This is a genomic window from Rhizobium sp. 05L429, from assembly GCF_056397645.1.
The window spans coordinates 31,542-52,588 of the sequence record NZ_JBFTNV010000036.1 but is presented as its reverse complement, the minus strand read 5'-3'; the positions used below and the strand labels follow the sequence as shown (position 1 = coordinate 52,588).

Here is a 21,047-nt window from a genome sequence, read left to right as displayed (position 1 = left end):
TCAGGCGGAAATCGGAGGCAGCAAGGCGTGGAGGAAAGGCAATAATGCCGCCCCCAGCGCCACGCCGCCGCCGCTGAAGCTTGCCGGCTTCATCGGCGAAATCCAAGGCGTCAGGAAGGGCCGTTTGGATGTGTCGCGGCGTTCGACGGAGAGCTGGTGGATCAGTGCCTCGATAACGCTTCGTGGCAGATCGCTGCCAATCATGATGACGCCGGGAGCAATGAAGCCGGCCATCGCTATAATCGGGTCGAGCAGGTGGCTTGCGGCATCGCGGATCCACTGCGTCAACTGAGGGGACGAGGGTTCCTCACCCGCAATAAGGCGCTCGAATTCGTCATCGCTGACCAGCGCACGCAGGGCAGCGAAGCCGACTACGGTGTTCAGGCGGACATTGTCGGGGCCGGTCAGCATCTCGCCGATACTGCCCGCGCGTCCATGCATGCCTGAATAAGGAATGCCGCGAACGAGGAAGCCGGCCTGGACATCATCGTCGATGATGATCATTGCCAGTCCGCCTTCGGGGGCAGGAGCGCCGATGGTGCGCTCGGCTAGCAGGCTTGCAGTGCACTCGTTCTCCACATGGCTACGGGCAAGCGTCGATGCTGCGTCGAGCTCATCGCTTTCCTCTGCGCTCCAGTCGTTTGCCCCGATCCCCAAGCCGATAATCGGCAGGCCCGCATGTCTGCCGATGATGGCTTGGGTGGCGGAAAGGATTGAGGGGACTCTCGTCGTTGAGGTGAGGGGAAAGTATTCGCGATCATGAACTTGGCCACTGAGATCTATAAGGACGGCTTCGCCCCGGTTACGGCGAACCCTGACACCGATCGAAAACGCACCATCCGGCCGCAGGGCGAATTCGGTAGCGGTTGCGCTATTGCCGGCGCCATTGCGACGGTGCGACGTCACCAATCCTCCATCACTTAGGCGGCGCAGAATGTTGGTAATTCCTGGCCCGGTGAGGCCGGAATGCTGGCCGAGTTCCATACGGGTCAACGGACCGTGCCGGCGGATCGCCTCCAGAATGACGCGGATATTTCTGTCGGCGATTTCCCCTGATCGCAGACCAATTGTTTTTCTCCGCGAAACGGCCGTTTCTTCTGTCTGACGTCGCCGCGGCCCGGATCGAAGATACCGCATAACCGTCTTCCCTAAGCACCTGAATGCTTCTGTATCACAGCTAAATGGGAAATAATGGATCGTTCTTCCCAGCCAGGCACACAAGCTATTGATTTTGTATAATCGATAATGGAATCGAATTCCCAATGTAAGGCATCGTTTTTCCCCAGCGCTTAGATCAAAAAAAATGCCGGGCAATCCCGGCACAAATTCTGCTGCATCTTGGTCAGATCGCAGACCGCAAAAAGAAGCGTTTCGAAATTTCACCGGGGGGGAAGACCGGCTCAACGCCCTTCGCGCGAAGGCGGCGAAGAACGAGCCCCTTTGACCTGGGACCCTTGTCCAATCTTGCGAGTTCATCGAGCGATACGTACTTGCGGCAAAACTTTTCGAAGGCCGACACAGGGACAACTTTTTGCCATTGGCCGAACGACGCCGTCTCGCGCATCTCTGTGGGAAGATGTCCTTTTACTGACAACGCCTTCGCGTCCTTGAGACTGATACCCAATCGATGTTTGACTTCCTCGAAGGGGAGCGCGCCGTCGGCAGGCATGTTTGTGAGTGCTGAGAGTTCCGAGGCACGCAACCGGATCGCGGAGTATCCCGGCCTCGATCGAATGACCTGAGCGGTCTTCAGCCGTCGCTCCATGAGCAATCTCAGTGCTTGTTCGGGAGAGCATTTTGCCAGGTGGACGGCTGTCTCCAAAGTAACCCTTGTGCTCTTATTGACCTCGTGTCCCGCGTGCTCTTTCAGCAATTTTAGAAGTCCGCGCAGATGCTCCTGCTTAAACGTCGTCTTCCGTCGGCTGGAGCCATCGCATGCAGCGGGTGCAATCCTCCCCAACTTAACCAACGCCTGCAGATGGGCCAAAGGCATATCGAGAAAGTCCGCCGCTCCGCCCAGCGACAATGTGTCGAACTGGTCGCGGTTCAATTCCGTTTCAATCGGTTTGGCGCGCATTGCGATCAATCGATTTCGGTCAAACGGGAGGGTCTCGTTCCCAACCTCTCGCAGAATCTCCCGAAGCGGGTCTAATTCGGGATCATAGTAAGTCCTGCGAGCGGTCTGATACAATTGACCAAACAGCGCGGCCTCCCTGTTCTGTTTCCTGCTTGGGAAAACCKAGATTAACCTCTCCACATGCTCGACGACCGMGGTCCTTCCTTCGCTCAGAAGCAGAAAACCTTCCTCGCGCGCTGCCTCGCTTTCCTCGTCGTTCAAGAGGTGATACCTCGCACCGCTGCCGTGACGAAGCGTCGTTCCGATAGCTTCGCTCATCCAGAGGACGGCGTTGAGCGAAAGGGTATCCACCCATTCCGGGCTTGGGTGTTGTCCGTAAAGACGCGCGATGATCTTTTCTCCCAGGACATCCTTGCGCCGATCAGCAGGAACACAACGCGACATCCACAAATCGGGCCATTCTCGCAGCGCTGCGCAAAGATCGAAGCGACGGTGGCTTTCGACCTTACGGGCGATGCTCACCAGTCGTCGTCCATGGACTTCACAACAAGCGACGGCCCGGATTGCCCATTCGGCCCTCTGATACTGCTTGAACTCGGGGTGTCGGCCGCTTGCGGCTTCTTGAATGCACTCGGGGCAGAACCTGACAGTGTTGACCACGTCCTGCTTTCTCAAAACATGACCTCTCCACTTCAGTGCACCGTCATGGACTCTGGGCATCGTGGAGAGGGTGTCGTGCAGAATTCCTGTAAGGTCCGCGAACCGCGTGAGGTCCGGCTCCATTCCTCCTCGGAACCTCACAAAACTAAACGCCATGTCTTTTGCGAAGAGATGAGCGCTCTCGATGCCGTTCGTAGCCGCGGTCCGCGAGCAGAGGCTGCCGAGAATCTCGTTTTCATACGCGGGAACGGTAAGATGGAGAAGGCTCAAGGGCGCTCTCCGTACTTGCGCTGCGTTTTCTTGGCACCTACGCGCGCCCATGTGGGGACCGTGGCGTTGACGTCGTACGATTTGATGACAAGCTCCGCCCAGTTTGGCGCCGTGAACACGTTCTCGTGCGGTGGCTTGCCTGCGTGAACATCATACGCCCGCACGAAATGGTCCTTCGTTACGACGTCCGTACGATCCAGAAGTGCGAGCTCCACAACGCTGCGGATCGTTTTCACGACAGATCCGAACTCCTTGTCGGACCCGTGCGAAAGKCGAAGCCGAAAATCGTCATAGTGCTCCGCGCCCGCCTTAAGTTCCGCGCTGCGGCGAAGCCCGGCGTGGTCCTCAATGATCATCTCCATGGCGGTGTMGATCGTGTCGCCGTTCAGGACGGGATCGATCTGGTCGAAATGCACGATCGTCACGCGAGATTTGAGTTGCGGGCGTTCGAGGAAGGTCCGGAGTGGCTGAACCCCACTCACGATCAGCCGCACGGGCCAGTCCGGCATTTGAACCAGATTCTTCCAGGCATTTCCGATAACTTTCGCCTCCGGGATAGTTGCCGTCTCGACCGCGTCCTGCGCTTCGTCGATCCAGATGCATCCGACCCTATGACGGGGCAGCATCTCACGCGCCTGTTGCCAGGCTCCCTTTGGTTTCGCGTCTCGACGCACAGGGTACCCGACGCCTCGCATCATCTCTCCTCCGATGAGGTCGAGCGAGGACGGAGATGGCGCCAGCATCTGCAGGAAAGGGTTGAACGTGATCCCGCCAGAATCGAAAGACTGCAGGGCGCGTATTTCGGCAGTGTGCCGCTTCAAAGCCGTCGTCTTGCCCGCGTCGGATTCGCCGACCACGGCCACGATCCGCCGTTTGTCCTGTTGATCGGGCTCCGGGGTGGACATGCTGGCTATCAGTCCATCCAGGGCGGCCGCCAGATGAGCGTCGCGGGTCAGCCCGATATATCTGCCGTTGATCTCGGCCATCCGGTCCGCGACCCTGAGGCGGTGCGGGTCCATCGAAGCACGAATATGATCCTGAAGCTCGCGTCTGTATTCGTCTGTCATTGTACTCACCTACTTGTTGAATCGGTCGTCGATGGCTGCAGGCCGGAATCTAGTCGTTTCGGCGGACGTGGCCGGCTGCGGCTGCTTTGGAGCTTGCTCGCGAGGCGGCTGCGCTTTGCGGTTCTCGTCGGTTCCGGGCGGGTTCCTGAACTCGACCGCGGTGATGCCCGACAGCTCGAGGAACCTGCTGTTTGGCACCCAGCGGTCGGCCAGGAGAACTTCCATCGGCGTTGTTGAATTGAATTCGAAGTCGCGGTCCATGCGGGCTTCGAGACGCTCGATGCGGTCTTCCATGAAGAGCGAGTGGCCGAGACCTGCGTCCAGCCGCTGGAGCTCGCCCTGTTCCCGCAGGTATTCCATGGTCCGCAATCGGACCTCGCGGTTCACGCTAGAGTTCTGCGCATTGTAGAGTTCGAGCTTTTCGATGAGGGCGACCCAGTTGAGGAGTGAAAAGCCTTCCAGGCCGTCGACGTCGGCCTTCAGGGGATACCACGCGTCGCCGACGAGCACAGATGCCGATGCAAGATTGCCAGCGTCGATCCGGAACAGGAACTTCTCGTTCTTCTCTTCCTTGGTGCGGTTTCTCCACGCGTGATGAAGCGGCTTGCAGGAGTAATAGATCCCAAGGAACCGGAGACCCTTTCCGCGCATCAAGCGCTCGGTATGAATTCCCAGCACGTGCGCGAGTTCGCCAGTAGGCCATGCGGTGACGCCGTGTTCTTGGCATAGCCTATAATACTCGTCGCGAGGCGCCGCGGTGAACATCCCCGCACCCTGGTGGGGGCGTCGGTGATAGATGTCCAAGGCCCATCGGAACAGGCATTCGATGGCTTTGTCATATAGGACGCTGGCGTCCGTGAACGGGTCATAGTCGCCCTTCTCCTCGATCGACGAAAACGTCTGTCCGGAGAAGGAGTCGAAGGCGCCCTTCGACGTGGCCTTGAAGAGGCCCTCGATGTTCGGTCTCGCCTCAGGGTGTTCAGTAGGTCCCCATGTCAGCTCGGCGCCCAAATCCATTACGAACTGGTGGAAGGCCTCGGTGTGATACCACGACCCATTGTCGGTCGTGATCTCGTCKAACAAGCCGAAAATATCCCACGGGGTCTCGCAACCGAGGGCGACCGCCATCTCCGTCTTGTCCTGAAGCACCATGGCAAGAGTGGAAATGACCGCCTTCGTCGAGGGTTTTTCCTTGAAGACCTTCATGGCGACGATGGCTCGGCTGGCAACGTCAATCACGGCGACCACCGTCAGGCGGATCTTTTTGAGCGCCCGCTGCTGCTGTCGGGTGAGAGTCACCTTTGCCGACGACAACTTCAGCAGCGTCGCCAGATGCATCGTCCATTCGTCCATCTGAAGAAGTTCGAATGGCAGGATGACATCGAAGCCGCCACGACCAGGCTTCCACTCGTTGAGCGCTTCCTCGCCGAATTCGCGAATGTCATGACGGAAAGCCGGTAGCTTCCGGATACGCGAGCAGAAGGCAACGTAGGAGATCGGAGGGTTATCGCCAAACGGCGCAACCATCAGTTCCCACTGGGTCCTTCGGCTTCCGCGGGGTTTCTGACGCTCCCATTTGGATATATGTTCTTCGACGAGCGCCTCGATCTCTTCAGGCAGTTTGCTGCGTGACGAGTGGTCGTACTTGTCGATAAGCCCGACGATGCTGTTTCCCGCTTCGCGATAACGCTTGATCCAGGTGGACACGCTACGGCTGCTTGGTGAGAAAAATTCTATCTTTGTTTCCGTCTGCGGCTTTAATTTTGCCTTATGTCCTCCTTTGGGTCGTGGTTCTCCTTTCCAGGTCAATGTCTTCTCACTGCGTTCCTCGTAGAGCTGGAAAGCAATCAAATCGATAGCCCGTTGGAAGACTTCGTCGTCCTGGGTCAGGCGCTGGGGCGGTTCGCGTCCTGCAGCAATCGCCGCCCTGCATTCTTCCCGGTTCTTAAATTGCATCCTCAGGAAACGGCTGACGAACTCGAAGCGTCTCATTGCGTGCACGCGCTCGATGGCTGTGCAGGTCCGTAGCAGCTCCAGGCCGGTCGCACGCCGCCGGACCTGGTCCCTCGCGTAGAATTTTTTGTATTCCACGAGCGGAGACTCTGGTCGAGAGAGCATTTCGCGGACTAACGAGTGACGCCACAAGGTTTCAACTCCGGAGCCGTCCTGAAGTTGGACGATCACGCCGTCCTTCCTGAACTCCACGCAGCGCCATTCCTGCCCGTCGAGAACGAGCTTGCTCAGGGGGTGGAATCTGATCGGAAGTTTTTCGACCTCCTTGGCGCGGGGCAACTTCCCGAGACTCATGGAAGCTCCTCCAGCTTCTGCAAGAGGATCGGCGTAGTTTTCAGATAGCCGCTATCGGCCAGCCTTTGGTCGTCGAATGCAATCTCTAAGCTGCCTTCGTAGATCAACCGCCAGACCGCGGCCCGCGCCGCCGCTCTGTCGTTGAAGAAACGGAGCAGGTCCATGAGCGAGAAGACGCCAGCGAACTGGCTGGCAACCTGCCGTGTCCGGCGATCGTCGAACTCGTTTCTGGACCGCAAGTGGCGCAGCACCATCTTCGCGTTCCAAGCGCGCGCATCGCTCGCTTCCAGTTCGGTGACGATCACCGGCTCGTCCGCGATCTCCCGCAGGGGGCCGGCCATGAGCGCGCGCGCGACGTCCCAGAGCCTCGTCTTCTTGACGAACTTCAACGGTTTGACGAGATGGGCAATGCGATAACCGTCGTCATAGGTCGCCAGGAAATCGAGCCTGTGGCTGCCGGCGCCGGGAAGCTCGTATACGATGGCGGCGGGCTGCTCCTCGATACTGACGACCCTCCTGTTCGCACAAAGGCAGCGCGCCCAATTGCGCTCGAGGAGGGAATTGTACGCGATCGCCCGATTGCGGATGGGATCCGGCCGATATCCGCGGAAATGGCGCTTCGAGTTTCTGGCCGGCTTCACCGTGGCGACGGAGGAGCCCATCGGGGCGTACCCCATCCAACCCTCGATCTCGTCCTCGGCGAGCGTTGACGGGTCGATGCCCGGATACAGCCTCCTCCTGAACGGCGACTTGTCGGGTTTGAGGAAGTGGGGTTGCGTAGCGATCGGGAGCTGTGTCCTGTCCCAACCACACTCGAGTTCCCGCGCGAAACGAACGACTTCAGCCATGGACATGACGATCGCCTCCTCGGATCCGAATTCGACGAATTCGTCGCGAGGCGTCGATGGCGACCAACAGGATGCCATGATTGCCCGAAACATACTTTGCTACGAGATCGCACGCGAAGGACCTGCCTTCGTCAGCGACGGTTGCGGGATCTCTGCCGCTTTCCTTGGCGAGGGCGGCGAGGCCGCGGACGAGGGACGAGATTTCGGCTCTCGTCGGGGAGGGGTGGCGTAATTTCATCTTGTTCTCCTGAAATCGGCATGGCTTCGCCATCCGCGCTCGCGACGCGTCTGAGGGCCATCCTGTTGGGGAGCCGCCTCGCCTTCATGGCGAGAGGCGACGACTGAAGCGGGGGCTCTAAGCCTTGCTGTTTCGTGTCCGCGATCGACGCTGGACGATCATTCCTGCGGCCATGTTGTCACCTTGACCGCTTGATGCGAACCTGTTCCACGCCGGGATCCTTGGGCAGAGGAAGGTTGCGGATCCGCCGCCAGGGGACGTTGAAAATCATTGGCAAGTAGAGCTTCACCGTTTCCGCGAACTCATCCCGCTGCGGCATCGGCATGCGCTGGACGCCATTCAGAGCCGCATACAATTCGGCTTCATCATGAAGCCGCGCATACAAGACGTCGACGTCCCGTTCGGGCCGCCAGCGATCGATGACCGCGAACTGAAAAGCGAGGGTGATCGGGTCGTTCGTCAGGCCCATGGCCCACACACCGAAACCGGGATGCTTCTTGGCGAAGCTGATGAAGATGTCGTCCATTTTTGTTGCCCTCCAGGCACGAGTGATCGATCACGACGGCGACGCCGTCGTGTGAGAATTGAAATCAGAACACAGATTTCCGGTCGCGCCATCTATGGACGGTGCGCTTGAAATCTCTGCGGGATCATAGGGTTGGCTAGATGCGGATGCGGTTGTTCATGTGCGGCTCCGGTTTTTGCATTCTATAGCCGAAGTGGAAGGGATCCGCAGGATCCCAAATGAAAAAAGTTTACGCGGAAGGTTTTGGCCGGTTTGAGAGCAGCACAAGGGCTGGGACAAATGCCGACGGATTTCATCTGCGCGTATGCTGGCGCGACCGGGCTTTAGCCTATTCGGTGACCTATTCGCAGGAGCATGGGTTTCTCCATCCGTCGCATGAAATCGGCTGAAAGGTTAACCTCAGCTTGGAAAAAGTCCACAGATTTATTTGAAGCATCAAGTATTGACGCCGCTCGTGAAGGTGGCGTCACATCACGCGTACGCGTGGACGCCGGCGCCTAGCGCGTAGCGAAGTGCACAGTGACAATGTTCTTTCTTCATAATCTCGACATTTGTCAACAATTACGTATGTTCTCTCCGTTGTTGCTTGCGGCGACACAGATAATCCTTCCGTACATAGTAACGGAGGCTTTTATGGCATTATACATCAACGGCCGGATGAACGAGATCAGGGCGCAGTTCGGGCCGCTTCTCAAAGAACTAGGCGTTCGCCCCCGCGTACGCAAAATCGATGACTCTGTGGTCGTCGAATTCTTGCCATTGAAGTCGACCGGCAACTTCTCCCCGGTCGCGATCGTTTTCGACAATCAGGCGACGACAGGATTCGAAGAGGCGTCTTGGAAGCATGCTCACCTGCATGTCCTCGACTACCGCCGCAGGGATGTGGGCGACACTGGCTGGATTGCGATAGACAAGACCGACGAGCGGAAACTCGAAATCCGGCACGACGGACAGCGCATGTTCGACTGGATTGCCTTCGTGTTGGAATATGAGGCCCCAGTCCCCTACAAAGTGGGCGGGCCAATGCACCTCGCGAGCTCGCACGTAGCGGACGCATACGCCACGGTGACCGACTGGTTTCCCAAAGTCCGGATCGAGAGGGAACTGGAAGATGAGGTTCCTGTCGAGACACTCGCCTTCAAGGGCAAGGACGACCGCGAAATCAGGATCGAGTACCGGCATCACTCGACCGAGGCCCACCTCGTGATCGACGGAGAGCTAACGGAGACATTCGGGCAGCATAACTTTCACTATCTCAATGCCGTGGCCCGCGAGCTTGCTGACGAATTCTATGCCGACCGAAATTTCTGGCGCGCGCGGATGTGATCGGCCAACATGCGATTGCTCGGAGTGTAGCCTGGCTCCCCTTCTGCTTCTGCTTGGCGCGATGCGACAATCAGTTCAGCGAGCGCCACCAAGCGCTTGCGACGTTTGGGGTTTGGTTCGACGGTTTCGATCCGCTCGCCGTCTGCAACTCGTGAAGCGGCCCGGTAATCTTCGGGAACGTCGCGAAGCGGGCGTCTCTTCCTTCCGATCCGGGCCTGGACGATAAGGGGCGTAACGAGGGCGTCGTGAAGGTCGAATCCTTCCCCCGTCAGGGCGGATCGGATTGCGAATCCGACAGCCATCGCCATGACCGGGGGGAGGGCGTCGCCGATCATGGCGATCTGTCCAGTCTTTTTGGCGAGAAATTGCCAGCCGGCTGGGAATCCTTGCGATAGGGCGAGCGCCTCGATCGTGATCTTGGGCTTCCAATCTATGGACTCGATGTCATCGATCGTCGGAGGATCGACGACGACCTCCGAAAAGTCGAATCCTGCGAGATGCCATGGGTCCTTGCGCTTGCTGCGCTTCTCTTCCTTGAAGGTGGTGACCGTGGGGATTCGGCTCTTCGCATGGGATTCGCGCCATTTCTCCGCCCAGCGGTCATACGTCCACTGGCGCGAGTTCTCGGTCACCTCGTTCTTCAAATGCTCTGGGGTCTCGTACCTGATCATGGCCGGTCCAAGTACCTCGGCAACGAAACGTTCGACGGGCGGCGAGGGCTTGGGAATCTGGAACAGGCTCGGCACGTCGTCGCGGAGCCCGACGATGAAGATGCGCTTCCGCGACTGCGGCAATCCGAAACTGGCACCGTCGAGAACATGTTCTCGCGCTCTGTATCCAAGCCCTTTGAATTCTTGGCGGAGTTTGGCGAGKAACTCGGCGTTCGGTTCGTGCGCGAGCCCCAACACATTCTCAAAAACGAAAGCTCTGGGTTTTGCAAGCCGAACGGCCCGCACTGCTTCGGGGAACAGATTGTGCCTCGAGGTCGCGCCCTCCTTGAGTCCGGTCTGGGAGAACGCCTTGCAGGGCGGCCCGCCGGCTACAAGGTCGACGCCTTCGTAGGATCTCCAGACCTCGTCGGGAATCCTTGCGAGATCCTGTTCGAAAACCTGCCAATCCGGCCAGTTGCGCTTCAAGGTGTCGACGCGGACTCCGCTCTTTTCATAAAGGGCGGCGTGTTCGAATCCTGCCGCCATCAATCCGATGGCCATTCCCCCAGCTCCTGCGCATAGCTCCAGGACTTTGAGCGGGGGAGCTGCTGTCGGGCGGGTTATGTCGGCTGAGTCACGCGCACTCTTTGCAGGAATGAGATAGGTGAGCGCGGAGACGATTTCGTAGGAATGGACGTCGGCCTTTCCCTGGTCCAGAGCGAATCCTCCGTTGTGGGCAAACCTTCCCGTGGCGAAACGTCCGAGGGCGCGGCGAGCCTCCAGGAACGCCCGTTCGTGTTCTTCATGAGAATTTCCGAAGGATTCGCCATGGGGAAACCATCGGTCAATCTCGATGAGCAGGTCACCAGCCTGGGCTGAGATCTGCTTGTGGGAGTCGAAGTATCCGGCTTTGTCGATGGACATCTCGTCGCCGTCCTCACGATACGGGACGTAGTCGAAGACGAACTCGTCGATCAACCTTACGAGGGCGTCGCACCTCTCTTCAATGCTCGATATTGCGAATGAGGCCTGCCTGCCAATCAAGGATTGAAGATAAGTCGCGCGAACGCGTTCCTGCCTCTCCCATTCACTTGTCGCTTCGCGGTCGTTGTGGTCGGCTATCTTTGCGATGTCCTCGACCTCGACTATCTGCCCCTTCGAGAGCAACCCGAACACCTGCTCCCGAACGTCTTCTGGTGCATCGACAAATGCCTTGATCGCAGCAATGGAAAGAGGCTTTCGATGAAGTACATCGCGATTGCCTTCAAGAATTCGATCCAGTTCGTAAAGGGTGCTGGCGTCTTCCGCGCTCACCCCGCCTCTCGACACCAGGATCGACTCCACGAGCGAACGATCGGCAAGCGGCTTCATCGCGCCGACAAGTTCCGAGGCCTTCACATAGAGAGCAGCAATCCCCGTGGCGATCTTTTTCATGTCGCTCGCGGCGACGACGAGCGACCTCTGCTCAGCTATCTCGTCGGTCATGGACCTTCCTCCTGCGTGGCATATCGCTAGCAGCAGTGGGTTGAGGATGTGCCTAGAGAAAAGGTAAAGGAAATTTGCAATTGCTGATCTCGGGAGCGAATTAGACGGTCGATCCCCTGGCGCGACGCTCAGGGCGCCGCAGCGGCAGCTCGATCGACTCCTTCGGCTCGATCAGCCACTTTTCCTTCCGCGGATTGTAGACGCCGGGCAGTTCGAAATGCTTGTGTATTTCCGTGAAGTCGGCGTCCGCAGTGATGATTGGACTGTCGTAGGTGATTGCCATGGCGGCAATGAGCAGGTCGTGGCTGACGCGTTGATGTTTCGCCTTAGGGTCCGGAACCCAGAACTGTTTCAACGCCGGCGTTGCCATCATGGCCGCAAATATGTCTTCCGTATTTCGTCCGAGGGCGAGGTAGAGGAAGTCGGACTGCTCTACGTCTTCTATCGCCTTGCGAACGCGCGCTGCAGTAGCGGCATCCGTGGCCATAAGAAGACCGCGCTTTATCTCTATAAGCACGGGGAAGCAAACGCATATATGCGCGACCTCCGAGACATCGGACAGCCACCGCCGGAGACCTGGGAGAGGTTTTATTTTCGCCCTCTCGCTCAGGACACTTGTGTCCAGGAGCAGCAGCCGTCGCGCAACGTCCTTAGTGACTTCGCTCTGGATTGGCATCCGATACTCGAAAGATGGATTTGCCCTCGTGAGAAGAAAACAGTAGATTGATACCGGCGTCAAAAGATTAATTCGCCCGCAGGTTGGCGACGAGGAATACGGAACCATGAATAACTTGTGGACCCGGCAACAAGTGGATGCGGATCCTAATGCTATTTTCGACGCCGCGAAAAACACCCCACAAATCGTCGAGGACAAGGACGGGCACTTCATCCTTCAGTTTGAACGCGGTTCCAAGCGTTCCGTTAAGGAATGGGCGATGCTTCCTGGAACTCTTGAAGAAGGCGACGAACTCTGAGGACTGGGTCGCTCGCATTTATGTATCCTCCGGAATAGAAATCGCGTCCTAAGAGTTCTGCGCGTCGTCTTTTTTCGCTTTTAGCGTCGGTCAGCAAGTAATCGTCGCCATCGTATCTCACTGACAACTATCTTTGAATAAATGTCGCGGCAGATCCAGTTGCGCAAAATGGAATGCAACCTATTATTGCTTCCCGCTTCTTTTTCATCAGAGGGGAGTGGTTGCGATGAAATGGATTTTCACTGTGGCTACCGTGGTATCAGTGGCACTTTGCGTCGGATGTGCGGGGGAGTCTTTCGGCAAACTTAATGCGATACCGCAGTCCGATATTTACAAAGTGATTTCTGAAGTAAAGCGGCAGATCAGTGTCTACACCGCCTATCAAGCGTCCGAGTATGGATATAAGCGGATCGTGGCTGAGTCCAAGTCGAAGGTCTGCGGCAACGGAATGATCGGGTTCGATATCTCGTCGGTTAAAATGGAACTGGTTTCCACGTCAGTGGGAAGCCAGAGCGTCGGGATCAGTCTATCGCCTGTTCCTTCTGGTGCACCCAACACCACAGGAGGGAAGGTCGGCGCCTCCAGAGATGTCGCAGACACCCAAAGCTTCGCGATATCCGAAGACGTCGTGCCTAGTCCCTATCCATATCCGTTCGAGAAGAAGATGCTTGATTCCGCGCCCTTGGCGCGGGCGATGATCAATCTCTGGTCCGCTGCGATCCAGAGTGGCGACGATGCGAGCGACATCTGCCTTAGGATCCGGCGGGCTGAATCCGACGGCAATACGTACCAGATGGGTATTACCGTCACGAAGGATGCGGGTGGTGAGGTGAACGTCGGCCTGTCGAGTCTGGGGTTGACTGCTGGAGGTGAACTGAAGGCTACGACCGGAAATACGATCACGGTGAAGTTCGTTGCCCACGACTTCTCGCAACCACTTCCGCCGCGTCCGAAGCCGTGCAAACCCGCAGACCCTCGTCCGGAATGCAGAAACAATCACATTTTACAACCTCTTTGAGGGGCGTCGAAACGAATGTACTGGCACGCGAACATGCCACGATGAGCAAGGTCGGTGCGATTTCGCCCCCGCCTTTTCTATTTGCATTGCGCTCGTGCCCGCTCGACTTTCCAGGCGATGACGGGCCAGGTGCCGATGTCCGGAACCGTTCGCGTCTCTGCAGACTTGTATGGTGGTGATCCATTGTTTCCCTGGGAGATTTCACATGGCTCAAAACGACGACCTCCGCGACGAAGTCCACCGTCTTGCCGCCGTCGCGGAAGCGGCCCCGGAAACGACGTTCGACTTGAAGGCGCTCGCAGTCCAACTCTGGGCGAACTTCGACGAGTTCTCGGTCGAAGATCTCGAAGACATCCTTCGCGACGAATGGCGGAGCCGCGGGCTGCCTTTCAACGACAATTCGGAACCATAGTCAGCGGCCAGAAGACGCAGCACGCCTCTTTCAAAAACTACAGCGGCCCTTACTAATCACTTCTCTAGCTGTAGGTTTCGTTGCTATAAAGTTGCAGACCGGGGGAGTAAATGAACAACATAGATCGCTTCGATGCGGCCTTGCGCGAGTATCATTTTTCAATAGTGCGATTTCGTCGCGACTTCTCTGCAGAACAACTTGCCGCAATTCGCCGGATCGACGACCACGCGCGTCAGCTTGTTGTCTATGTCCTTCAATTTTTAGATTTCGCGGACGAAACGCACGTGCCCACCTTGAAGAGATGGCGCGAGAATTTTGGGGCGGGTTCTGCTTTTGAGATTCCTTGGCCACTATGGATCAATGACTACGAATCGGACGTTACGCAGCAAGAAGGCGAATATGCCGAAACGTCGATCCGCCTGAGCGAGCAACTTGCATGGCGCCTGGTTCAAGCAACTGTCGTTCTCGACTACGTCGAGGAATTCTTAATGACCCTGGACAAAAGGGCTGCCCGCCGCGCCGAGACCGTTGAAGCGGCGGTTGTCGATGGCAACACGGTCAGAAAACCTTCTGGCAAATCTCTTTCCTCGAGCCGAAGAGGTACACCCGATCCGTTCCTGCTTGTCGATCAATTCCACGAATGCAAAAAAAGGAACCGGAGTGACTGGGTTGCCTACATAACCTGCCACGCAGTTCTTGGGTGCGAACTCCTTTCGCGCTTGGCAAGCGCATTATCGAAACTGACCACTTTCGTTAAAATCATCTCGAAATGAGTTCGTAGCCCACGGAAGATGGCGCATCGGAGCCGATGACGGCGAAAGTTTTCGCCCTTCGCTGCAGGGGTTTTATTGAGCCATCGGAGTCAACGAGTCCAAGTCTGATCTCGAGTTCTTTGGCGAGTTTCTCGATTTCACGGATTACCAAAGGCAAAACATCTGACAGTGCTGCCGCCTGAGCGAAAATAATGCTCTTCTCGTCGAGAAATTTGTCATGCATATACTGAGTGTAATCCATGAACAGATCCTCGCTCTCGTGGGGGTCGGTAACTATCCCTTTGTGATAAGTAAGCCTCGACGCCAGAGCYTTCACTGCCTCATTCAAGACGAGCAGTCGAGCTGATAGGACGCCTCCAAAAAGGAATTCTCCATCGCGAAGCTGTTTTCTGTCGATGATCCCGATAATTTCCTGGACATGAGGCAAAATCTCTTCCGAGAGCCAGGTTGCCCGCCGTTCGTCCGCATGCTTTCCCTCGAAGTCAGGTGCCGCCAACCGTTTTTCGTCTAGTGCCCACGAGATACGAACCAAATCGGAATATTGAGGATTGAGGGCTCGCTCGAGGCGCATTCGATCGCTACGATGGGAAAGGGCAAGTAATTCCTGATGGCGCCTTTCACTGCTTTCGTCGGTCCGGGTCATCTGTCGGATCGTCAGAAAGGCTGCTGCAACCGCTGCCACGCCAGTAATCAATGTTTGATAGTTGTAAACGAAATCGTGCCATGGGTCGCCGAGGCGCTTGAACCCGTCGGCAGCCTCGGGCGCAGTTCCAAAAATCGCTGGAAGAACGGTGGCAACAATTGCGCCTACCAGGCAGGTTGCGGCGACATAATAGCCATTACTGGATCGTTTCACGCCTGATTACTCCATTGGATGCGGTAAATGTCCCGCGCTAATTCCAAAACTTAAATTCGTATCGGCATTCCTCGCGGCGCCTTATTTATCACGTCGACTCTGCTTCGGACTGCCAAATGGTGTCAGGCTTCAAATCTGAAACGAGCGGTGGTGGCGAGATCTGGATCAGAGCCGCTCTGGCATTGGAACTTCCCACAGGCCGACCAAGGGACATCACCTCCCAGTCGATCTCCAACCCCTTCAGAGCCGAATAGATCGCCAACCCCATCGCTCGCCCGACCGGCGGCGCGACTGCGTTGCCGATCTGATCGGCGACCGGTCCCAGCCCCCCAATGAATTCCCAAGCATCCGGGAATCCCTGCAGCCGGGCGCGCATCCTGTTTGTAAGACCGGGGACAAATCCCTTCTTCGAAGCTTCATCGTCCGTCGGGGCGGACTTCGCCGGCGGCGCATACGAGACGCCGTTCTGCAGCGCACGGCGAGCTTCACCCTTCCAAGCGCTGCCCTGATATCCGCGGATCGTATCGGACAACGCACCGATTCCGATCTGCTTTCCAGCCCGGTCGAACTCCGGCCGCTCGCGCATCGTCCGGACCCAATCGCTGACGCCGCTCCAACCGTTCGAGYCCATGAGCTCGGCAAGGACGTCGCCCATGTTCTTCGCCATCGCCGGAAACTTCGGTGGCATTCGAAAGGCGCCCTTGAGGTTCTTGCGGAAACCAACGATCATGATGCGAGACCGATCCTGTGCGACGCCGTAGTCCCTCGAGTTGACGCGATGGATTTCCGTCTGGTACCCGGCCTTGGAAAGCTTTCTCAGAAGCGTCGCGACGTAGTCAGCATGCCGCGCATGCAAGAGTCCTTCTACGTTCTCGAAGAGGAAAGCCTTGGGTTCGGCCTCTCGCACGGCTCGTACGCCTTCCATCAGCAGATCGTTCGCGTCGTCCTTCCCTTTTTTCTGGCCGACGGTCGAGAACGGCGTGCAGGGAAGGCCGCCGCACAGAACGTCTATCCGGTGTCGTCGGTATTGAGTGAAGTCGACCTTCCGGACGTCCGCTTGGACAACATTCCACTCGGGACGGTTCTTCCGCAGCGTCGCGACGGCATTCTTGTTGTATTCGATCAGTGCAACATGACGGAAACCGGCCTGCTCGAATCCCAGGGCCATTCCACCGCCGCCGGCGCAAAGTTCCAGGACACGCGGGCGGAGACCTTCCACCACGTCGAGMGGCTGCTTCCGCTCTTTGACCTTGCCCCACTCGACGGCAACCTTTCCAGTGTAGGGCTGCAGCGCGTCGATCGCCTTTGTGGTGCCGTCGCCCGCGATAATGCCGTAACCGAATTCTCGGCCGAACAGCCCGTCGCGGAACTGACGGAGAGCGTGATGAGCGATGGCTACCGGGTACTCCCGATACGTTTGAGTGAGTTCGTCGACCGGGCGATGCTCGGCGCCATATAGGGATTCGAACGTCGTGAGCAGTTGTCCCGCCCGGTGGCGAAGTCCTGCGCGAAGCTCGTCGCTCTCGGGAACGAGCTCTAGCCAAAGCCGACGCAGGACGTCGACGAATGTCGTGACCTCGGCCTTAAACGCAGAAAGGGAATCCTTCGACCGCTTCCGTGCGGCCGCGGTAAGAACTTTCCTCTGATAGGCCGCCAGGGCCTCCTTGGGCGTCAACTTCGCCGCCGCGAGCTTTCGGCCGATCGAGACGATGTCCTTTGTATCGACCTGGGCCCCGATCTCCATGCGCTCCAGGATCTCCGTCCGAACGATCTCGTCCGTGGCCACGAGAGCCTTCACCACGGGAAAGGATGCGCGCGCCTCCCGAAGTACTATCTCCGATCCCTTCAAAGTCTTGGCGAATCCTATGTAGGTCGACAGTTCGGTCGAAGGCAGATTGCATCGCGCTTTGAGGAAGGCTTTCGCCTCAGGCAACGGTACGACTTCCATCAACTTCTCGACCTCGGCCGCCATCTGGAGGACCTTGTCGGTCATCTGCTCCTGGAGCTGAAGGATCCGGTTGCGAGCTGCAGAAAGTGCCAGCGCCTTTGCGTCGATGTCAGCCATTTGAAGTGTCCCTGTTCGGGACGTCCATACGACATCGGATCTTTCATTGCCGGTAAGCGGATTGGTAAAATGTGAGCGATCTCAAAGGATTCGAGGCGGTTATCTTCGTTAACGCTCCGGAAGTATTCCGATCGCTATGGAGGAGCGCAACAGGGGACCATACCATGACGCCTCCTATCATTCGCGCTGTCAAAGACAGCGAAGCATTCACAGTCTACCTTCAGAACCTGGACAGGCCGTGTGGCTTGCCGCACGACGACAGTTTCCCAGCTTTCGAAGGCGACGGCTACGATGAGGAAACCAAGTTCGACGAGCCTGAAGAATGGGACGTGGTCGAGCTTGTTTTGACGGCTGCCCTGATGGCTATGTGATCGTCGTCTTCAAGCTGAAAGGACGGCCTGTCCTTTGCCTGCTCTATGGGCCTTCCGGCTTCGTCGATTCATTCGAAACAGTCGCCGAGGCCAGGAATGCCGCCCGAGCTCATGCCGAGAGCAATCCAACCTCAGGCAATTCCGGTCGCAAGAGCTGATGAATCAACTGCCTGGCCGGCGTCTCGACGATGCCTTTCGCGGCGAGCTCGCGATTGAAGGGATGGTCGATCTTCAGAAGCGAGTACCGGCCGTAAACATTTTCGTACGCGGTCCCCTCGTCGCTCGCGACCTGAAGAGCGGAGAAGCGTTCTCGTATGCTCGTGGACGGGTTATCGAGGAAATCGCGTCCGTAGTCGTCTATGAACGAGCGGAGACATGGAAATGCTCCCCGGTCCAAAGCGAGCTCCATTGCATCCAGCACGGATTCCTGTTGGGTCTGCGGCGGCTTTCTCATCGATCGTCTCCTGTTCGATATCAGCATCAAGGCGATCCGACACCGGCGCAATCAGGTGGGCCGCATGACGATCGCGGCGTCGCCTCTCGAGGGATTCATCGTTGTCGTTCAGCATAGGCCGGCCGTGGTCCGTCGACTGGAATCCGCTCTCGGAAATGCCGGGGCGGCCGTCTTCACCGCAAGCTCGGCCACCGAAACCATCGAAATCATGAACCGGTATCAGGCTCATCTCGTCGTCGTCGACACCTCCGACGCCGACGGCGTCTTCAACGAGCAAGTCGTCTTCGCGGCGTTTCATCGAGGAAGCGGCCGCATCTGCTACAGCCAGAGCTTTCCGGAAACGGGATTGATCACCTGGGCAAAGTGGGTCGACATTCGGGAGCCTGCGGCGACGGTCGTTGGAGAGGCGATCGAATGGCGCAAGCGATTGGGAGTTTGAAACCAGGCGAAAACTCTCCTCTTCACCCGGCTCCGGCGCCCCGTATAAATCCGTTGAAAACCTAAGCTGAAGTGACCCCGAATCCTTAGCAGGCTGGAAGAGGACCTGACCATCTGTCATGGATTCAATGGGTATCCGGGGATCCGACATGACATTCGCTTCCACGACTATGAAAGTGCTCATCGCATCGCCTTCCGATCTTAAAGAGGAGCGCGACGCCGCCGAAGCCGCCATCGGCGAATGGAACGCGATCCATGCGGAAGCAGAAGGCGTCGTCCTTCTTCCGGTTCGATGGGAGACGAGCGTCTTTCCGGTCGCCAATCAACGTCCACAGGCCGTCATCAATCAGCAGATAGTCGACGGCGGCGACATCCTCGTCGGCCTCTTCTGGACCCGGCTTGGCACGAACACCGGAGTTGCCGTATCCGGCACGGTCGAGGAGATCGACCGCTTCGTCGCTGCGGGCAAGCCTGCGATGATCTACTTCTCCGAACGCCCGATCAGCCCGTCGGCCATCGACGTCACCCAACTCGGCAATCTGAAGGACTTTCAGACAGCCACCTACAAGGGGTCGCTGACAGGTTCGTTCGCCACGCCGGGTGACCTAAACCATCAGCTCTTCAAGCACCTCACCAGCTTGGTGAGGACAGTGCACCAGCCCCCGCCGACGCCGCGTAGAGCGTCGAAAGCGCGTGAGATGACGGAGATGATGATCGCTCTGAAGGCTGCGGGCATCGATCCCGCCGAAGCCGATCAGTTTCGACAGACCATATCCGGGATCACCCGGACGAAGGCACAGACTCACGACCCGGTGCGGGCTGGCGAGAAGGGACCCAACGGACACGCGATCGGCTATACGGACGAGGGCGACAAGGTTGAGTGGATACCCTCTGATGAAGTCGAAGGGGAGTTCTGGCCGATCGTCCTTCGCCGGAACGACGCCGCGATCCTTGCGGCCTACAATGAGTTCTGGGACAAGGTCTGGTGGAACCGCCACCAGAACCGGCTCTTCCGGATTGCCAACGGCACCGAACCCCTAAAGCCAGGGCAGGAGACGATACTGGCGACGGCGAAGAAAGCTGCTCGCCGCATCGAGCGAAAGTATGGAAAGAAGAACCTGGGATGGGACGATTTCGAATGGGGCCTGTTAAGCGGGCGCATGTCAGCGCTCTCCTGGGTCATGGGGGCGGAATGGGAAGAATCTTTGGATACCTGACATGACCAGATTTGTGTTGCCACCCGTCATCGCCGAACTTCTCCTCGCCCGTGACCGCGTGCGGGGTCACTATAACGTCCCTGGGCTGTCATTCACCCTCGACGGAAAGCTCGTCGGCGACATAGGCGAGGCCGTAGCCGCTGAGCTTTTCGGGCTGACGCTCAGGCCGGGTGGTGGCACCGGGATCGACGGCCACGCTCCCGACGGTCGCTCGGTCCAGGTCAAGGCGACAGGAACTGGACGAGGTCCGGTCTTCAGAAAGGTCGACGCGCGGGCCGACCACCTGATTTTCATCGAGTTCGACTTTGAAAAGCTCGCGGGCGAGATCGTCTTCAATGGGCCGGAGCACGTCGCGCTCCAGGGAATGCCGGACACTTGGACGAACCAGCGCCCTGTCTCGCCGCGAAAGATTCGCTTGTTGAACAGGACGGTGACCGAGGGGGACCGGCTCGCGATAATCGAACGGAATCCAACTGGAGACATTCCGGATCCTRAGCGCCAGAGCATCCCAAATCAAGCTTGCAACTCGTGACCGGCGAGCGACGACACGCGGCGAAGGCGCGCGGTCTCCGAGGGTGGAGGTGCTTCAACATTCGACATGGAAAGCGGGAGCTGCCTGCGCGCCCAGTTAGTCGAAGTCCCCGATCCGCCCGATCTGGAAAATTATGATCGGGTCACCTTCCTCTCCTACTGCCGGTCGCCCCTCGCGCTTGGTCACGATCGCGCCCGCATGTCCTTTGGCGAGCTCCTTCGCTTCTTCAATCGCTTCCGCTTCTGTCCCGTCGACGACGGTCTCCCAGACTTGAAGAGGCTGCCCCCTTTCGTTGAGATCGAAAGCGAAAATGCTGATAGACGTGAATGGTCCTGGCATTTGTCGGTTCACTCCGAGACTGCGGGGCGAGGTGGCTTATTGTCGTCACCTTCCTCGTCAGGAGTTCTAACCGTCCGGTCGTCGCGGGCCGGTCGCGGCGACATCTCATCGTCGGCTTGCAACTCGTCGGTACTAAGGTGGTCC

At 57.9% G+C, this 21,047-nt stretch carries 23 protein-coding genes; 11 read left to right on the top strand and 12 right to left on the bottom strand.

Annotated features, from left to right (window positions below; all coding sequences use genetic code 11):
- From AC1DNW_RS29100 to AC1DNW_RS29080, 5 genes are all read right to left on the bottom strand, one after another.
- Nucleotides 1–1,137 carry an ROK family transcriptional regulator gene (locus AC1DNW_RS29100; RefSeq protein WP_477855221.1) on the bottom strand — a complete coding sequence of 379 codons (1,137 nt, stop codon included), beginning with the start codon at nt 1,135–1,137 and terminating at the stop codon, nt 1–3.
- A gap of 205 nt (nt 1,138–1,342) precedes the next feature.
- On the bottom strand, nt 1,343–3,007 hold the full coding sequence (locus AC1DNW_RS29095) for a TniQ family protein (protein ID WP_477855203.1): 1,665 nt from the start codon (nt 3,005–3,007) through the stop codon (nt 1,343–1,345).
- Nucleotides 3,004–4,074, bottom strand: a complete 1,071-nt coding sequence (locus tag AC1DNW_RS29090; RefSeq protein ID WP_477855202.1) for an ATP-binding protein — start codon at nt 4,072–4,074, stop codon at nt 3,004–3,006. Before AC1DNW_RS29090 ends, AC1DNW_RS29095 begins: the two co-directional genes overlap by 4 nt.
- A gap of 9 nt (nt 4,075–4,083) precedes the next feature.
- The gene (locus AC1DNW_RS29085; protein WP_477855201.1) at nt 4,084–6,381 is read right to left on the bottom strand and encodes a transposase family protein; all 2,298 of its coding nucleotides are present in this window, start codon (nt 6,379–6,381) and stop codon (nt 4,084–4,086) included.
- Nucleotides 6,378–7,235, bottom strand: a complete 858-nt coding sequence (locus AC1DNW_RS29080; RefSeq protein ID WP_477855200.1) for a hypothetical protein — start codon at nt 7,233–7,235, stop codon at nt 6,378–6,380. Before AC1DNW_RS29080 ends, AC1DNW_RS29085 begins: the two co-directional genes overlap by 4 nt.
- On the opposite strand from AC1DNW_RS29080, the gene AC1DNW_RS29075 reads away from it, so the two are divergent.
- A complete protein-coding gene (locus AC1DNW_RS29075; protein ID WP_477855199.1) occupies nt 7,228–7,461 on the top strand; it encodes a hypothetical protein in 234 nt (77 codons plus the stop codon). The two genes, AC1DNW_RS29080 and AC1DNW_RS29075, sit on opposite strands and share 8 nt — an antisense overlap.
- A gap of 184 nt (nt 7,462–7,645) precedes the next feature.
- On the opposite strand, the gene AC1DNW_RS29070 is transcribed toward AC1DNW_RS29075, so the two are convergent.
- Complete coding sequence (locus AC1DNW_RS29070) at nt 7,646–7,993, bottom strand: hypothetical protein (RefSeq protein WP_477855198.1); 348 nt, start codon at nt 7,991–7,993, stop codon at nt 7,646–7,648.
- Nucleotides 7,994–8,211: 218 nt separating this feature from the next.
- Here AC1DNW_RS29070 and AC1DNW_RS29065 point away from each other — a divergent pair, with 218 nt between their 5' ends.
- Both AC1DNW_RS29065 and AC1DNW_RS29060 read left to right on the top strand, forming a co-directional pair.
- Nucleotides 8,212–8,382 (top strand): hypothetical protein, encoded by a 171-nt coding sequence (locus tag AC1DNW_RS29065; protein ID WP_477855197.1) that lies wholly within the window; start codon nt 8,212–8,214, stop codon nt 8,380–8,382.
- Between the two features lie 130 nt (nt 8,383–8,512).
- The gene (locus AC1DNW_RS29060) at nt 8,513–9,319 is read left to right on the top strand and encodes a hypothetical protein (RefSeq protein ID WP_477855196.1); all 807 of its coding nucleotides are present in this window, start codon (nt 8,513–8,515) and stop codon (nt 9,317–9,319) included.
- Here AC1DNW_RS29060 and AC1DNW_RS29055 read toward each other — a convergent pair.
- Both AC1DNW_RS29055 and AC1DNW_RS29050 read right to left on the bottom strand, forming a co-directional pair.
- Entirely contained in the window at nt 9,283–11,454 is a 2,172-nt protein-coding gene (locus tag AC1DNW_RS29055; RefSeq protein ID WP_477855195.1) for a DNA cytosine methyltransferase, read from the bottom strand. The genes AC1DNW_RS29060 and AC1DNW_RS29055 overlap by 37 nt on opposite strands.
- A gap of 100 nt (nt 11,455–11,554) precedes the next feature.
- Nucleotides 11,555–12,130: a type II toxin-antitoxin system VapC family toxin gene (locus AC1DNW_RS29050; protein ID WP_477855220.1), complete on the bottom strand. Its 576-nt coding sequence runs from the start codon at nt 12,128–12,130 to the stop codon at nt 11,555–11,557.
- Nucleotides 12,131–12,236: 106 nt separating this feature from the next.
- Between AC1DNW_RS29050 and AC1DNW_RS29045 the strand changes: the two genes are divergently transcribed.
- The 4 genes from AC1DNW_RS29045 (at nt 12,237) to AC1DNW_RS29030 (ending at nt 14,631) form a co-directional block, all read left to right on the top strand.
- Nucleotides 12,237–12,428 carry a hypothetical protein gene (locus AC1DNW_RS29045; protein WP_477855194.1) on the top strand — a complete coding sequence of 64 codons (192 nt, stop codon included), beginning with the start codon at nt 12,237–12,239 and terminating at the stop codon, nt 12,426–12,428.
- Nucleotides 12,429–12,654: 226 nt separating this feature from the next.
- Nucleotides 12,655–13,446, top strand: coding sequence for a hypothetical protein (locus AC1DNW_RS29040; RefSeq protein ID WP_477855193.1), 792 nt, complete (start codon nt 12,655–12,657; stop codon nt 13,444–13,446).
- A 205-nt stretch (nt 13,447–13,651) separates the two neighbouring features.
- The gene (locus tag AC1DNW_RS29035; protein WP_477855192.1) at nt 13,652–13,858 is read left to right on the top strand and encodes a hypothetical protein; all 207 of its coding nucleotides are present in this window, start codon (nt 13,652–13,654) and stop codon (nt 13,856–13,858) included.
- A 110-nt stretch (nt 13,859–13,968) separates the two neighbouring features.
- Nucleotides 13,969–14,631: a hypothetical protein gene (locus tag AC1DNW_RS29030; protein ID WP_477855191.1), complete on the top strand. Its 663-nt coding sequence runs from the start codon at nt 13,969–13,971 to the stop codon at nt 14,629–14,631.
- Here AC1DNW_RS29030 and AC1DNW_RS29025 read toward each other — a convergent pair.
- Both AC1DNW_RS29025 and AC1DNW_RS29020 read right to left on the bottom strand, forming a co-directional pair.
- Entirely contained in the window at nt 14,618–15,487 is an 870-nt protein-coding gene (locus AC1DNW_RS29025; protein WP_477855190.1) for a hypothetical protein, read from the bottom strand. The two genes, AC1DNW_RS29030 and AC1DNW_RS29025, sit on opposite strands and share 14 nt — an antisense overlap.
- A gap of 88 nt (nt 15,488–15,575) precedes the next feature.
- Entirely contained in the window at nt 15,576–17,552 is a 1,977-nt protein-coding gene (locus AC1DNW_RS29020) for a DNA cytosine methyltransferase (RefSeq protein ID WP_477855189.1), read from the bottom strand.
- Between the two features lie 164 nt (nt 17,553–17,716).
- On the opposite strand from AC1DNW_RS29020, the gene AC1DNW_RS29015 reads away from it, so the two are divergent.
- Entirely contained in the window at nt 17,717–17,923 is a 207-nt protein-coding gene (locus AC1DNW_RS29015) for a hypothetical protein (RefSeq protein ID WP_477855188.1), read from the top strand.
- A 109-nt stretch (nt 17,924–18,032) separates the two neighbouring features.
- Here AC1DNW_RS29015 and AC1DNW_RS29010 read toward each other — a convergent pair whose 3' ends face one another.
- Entirely contained in the window at nt 18,033–18,377 is a 345-nt protein-coding gene (locus AC1DNW_RS29010) for a hypothetical protein (RefSeq protein WP_477855187.1), read from the bottom strand.
- A 64-nt stretch (nt 18,378–18,441) separates the two neighbouring features.
- Here AC1DNW_RS29010 and AC1DNW_RS29005 point away from each other — a divergent pair, with 64 nt between their 5' ends.
- The 3 genes from AC1DNW_RS29005 (at nt 18,442) to AC1DNW_RS28995 (ending at nt 20,564) form a co-directional block, all read left to right on the top strand.
- Nucleotides 18,442–18,816, top strand: a complete 375-nt coding sequence (locus AC1DNW_RS29005) for a response regulator (protein WP_477855186.1) — start codon at nt 18,442–18,444, stop codon at nt 18,814–18,816.
- A gap of 148 nt (nt 18,817–18,964) precedes the next feature.
- Nucleotides 18,965–20,032: a DUF4062 domain-containing protein gene (locus tag AC1DNW_RS29000; protein ID WP_477855185.1), complete on the top strand. Its 1,068-nt coding sequence runs from the start codon at nt 18,965–18,967 to the stop codon at nt 20,030–20,032.
- Nucleotide 20,033: 1 nt separating this feature from the next.
- Nucleotides 20,034–20,564, top strand: a complete 531-nt coding sequence (locus AC1DNW_RS28995; protein ID WP_477855184.1) for a DUF6998 domain-containing protein — start codon at nt 20,034–20,036, stop codon at nt 20,562–20,564.
- Nucleotides 20,565–20,660: 96 nt separating this feature from the next.
- Here the strand turns inward: AC1DNW_RS28995 and AC1DNW_RS28990 are convergent, their stop codons facing one another.
- Nucleotides 20,661–20,903 carry a hypothetical protein gene (locus tag AC1DNW_RS28990; RefSeq protein ID WP_477855183.1) on the bottom strand — a complete coding sequence of 81 codons (243 nt, stop codon included), beginning with the start codon at nt 20,901–20,903 and terminating at the stop codon, nt 20,661–20,663.
- Nucleotides 20,904–21,047: the final 144 nt, after the last annotated feature.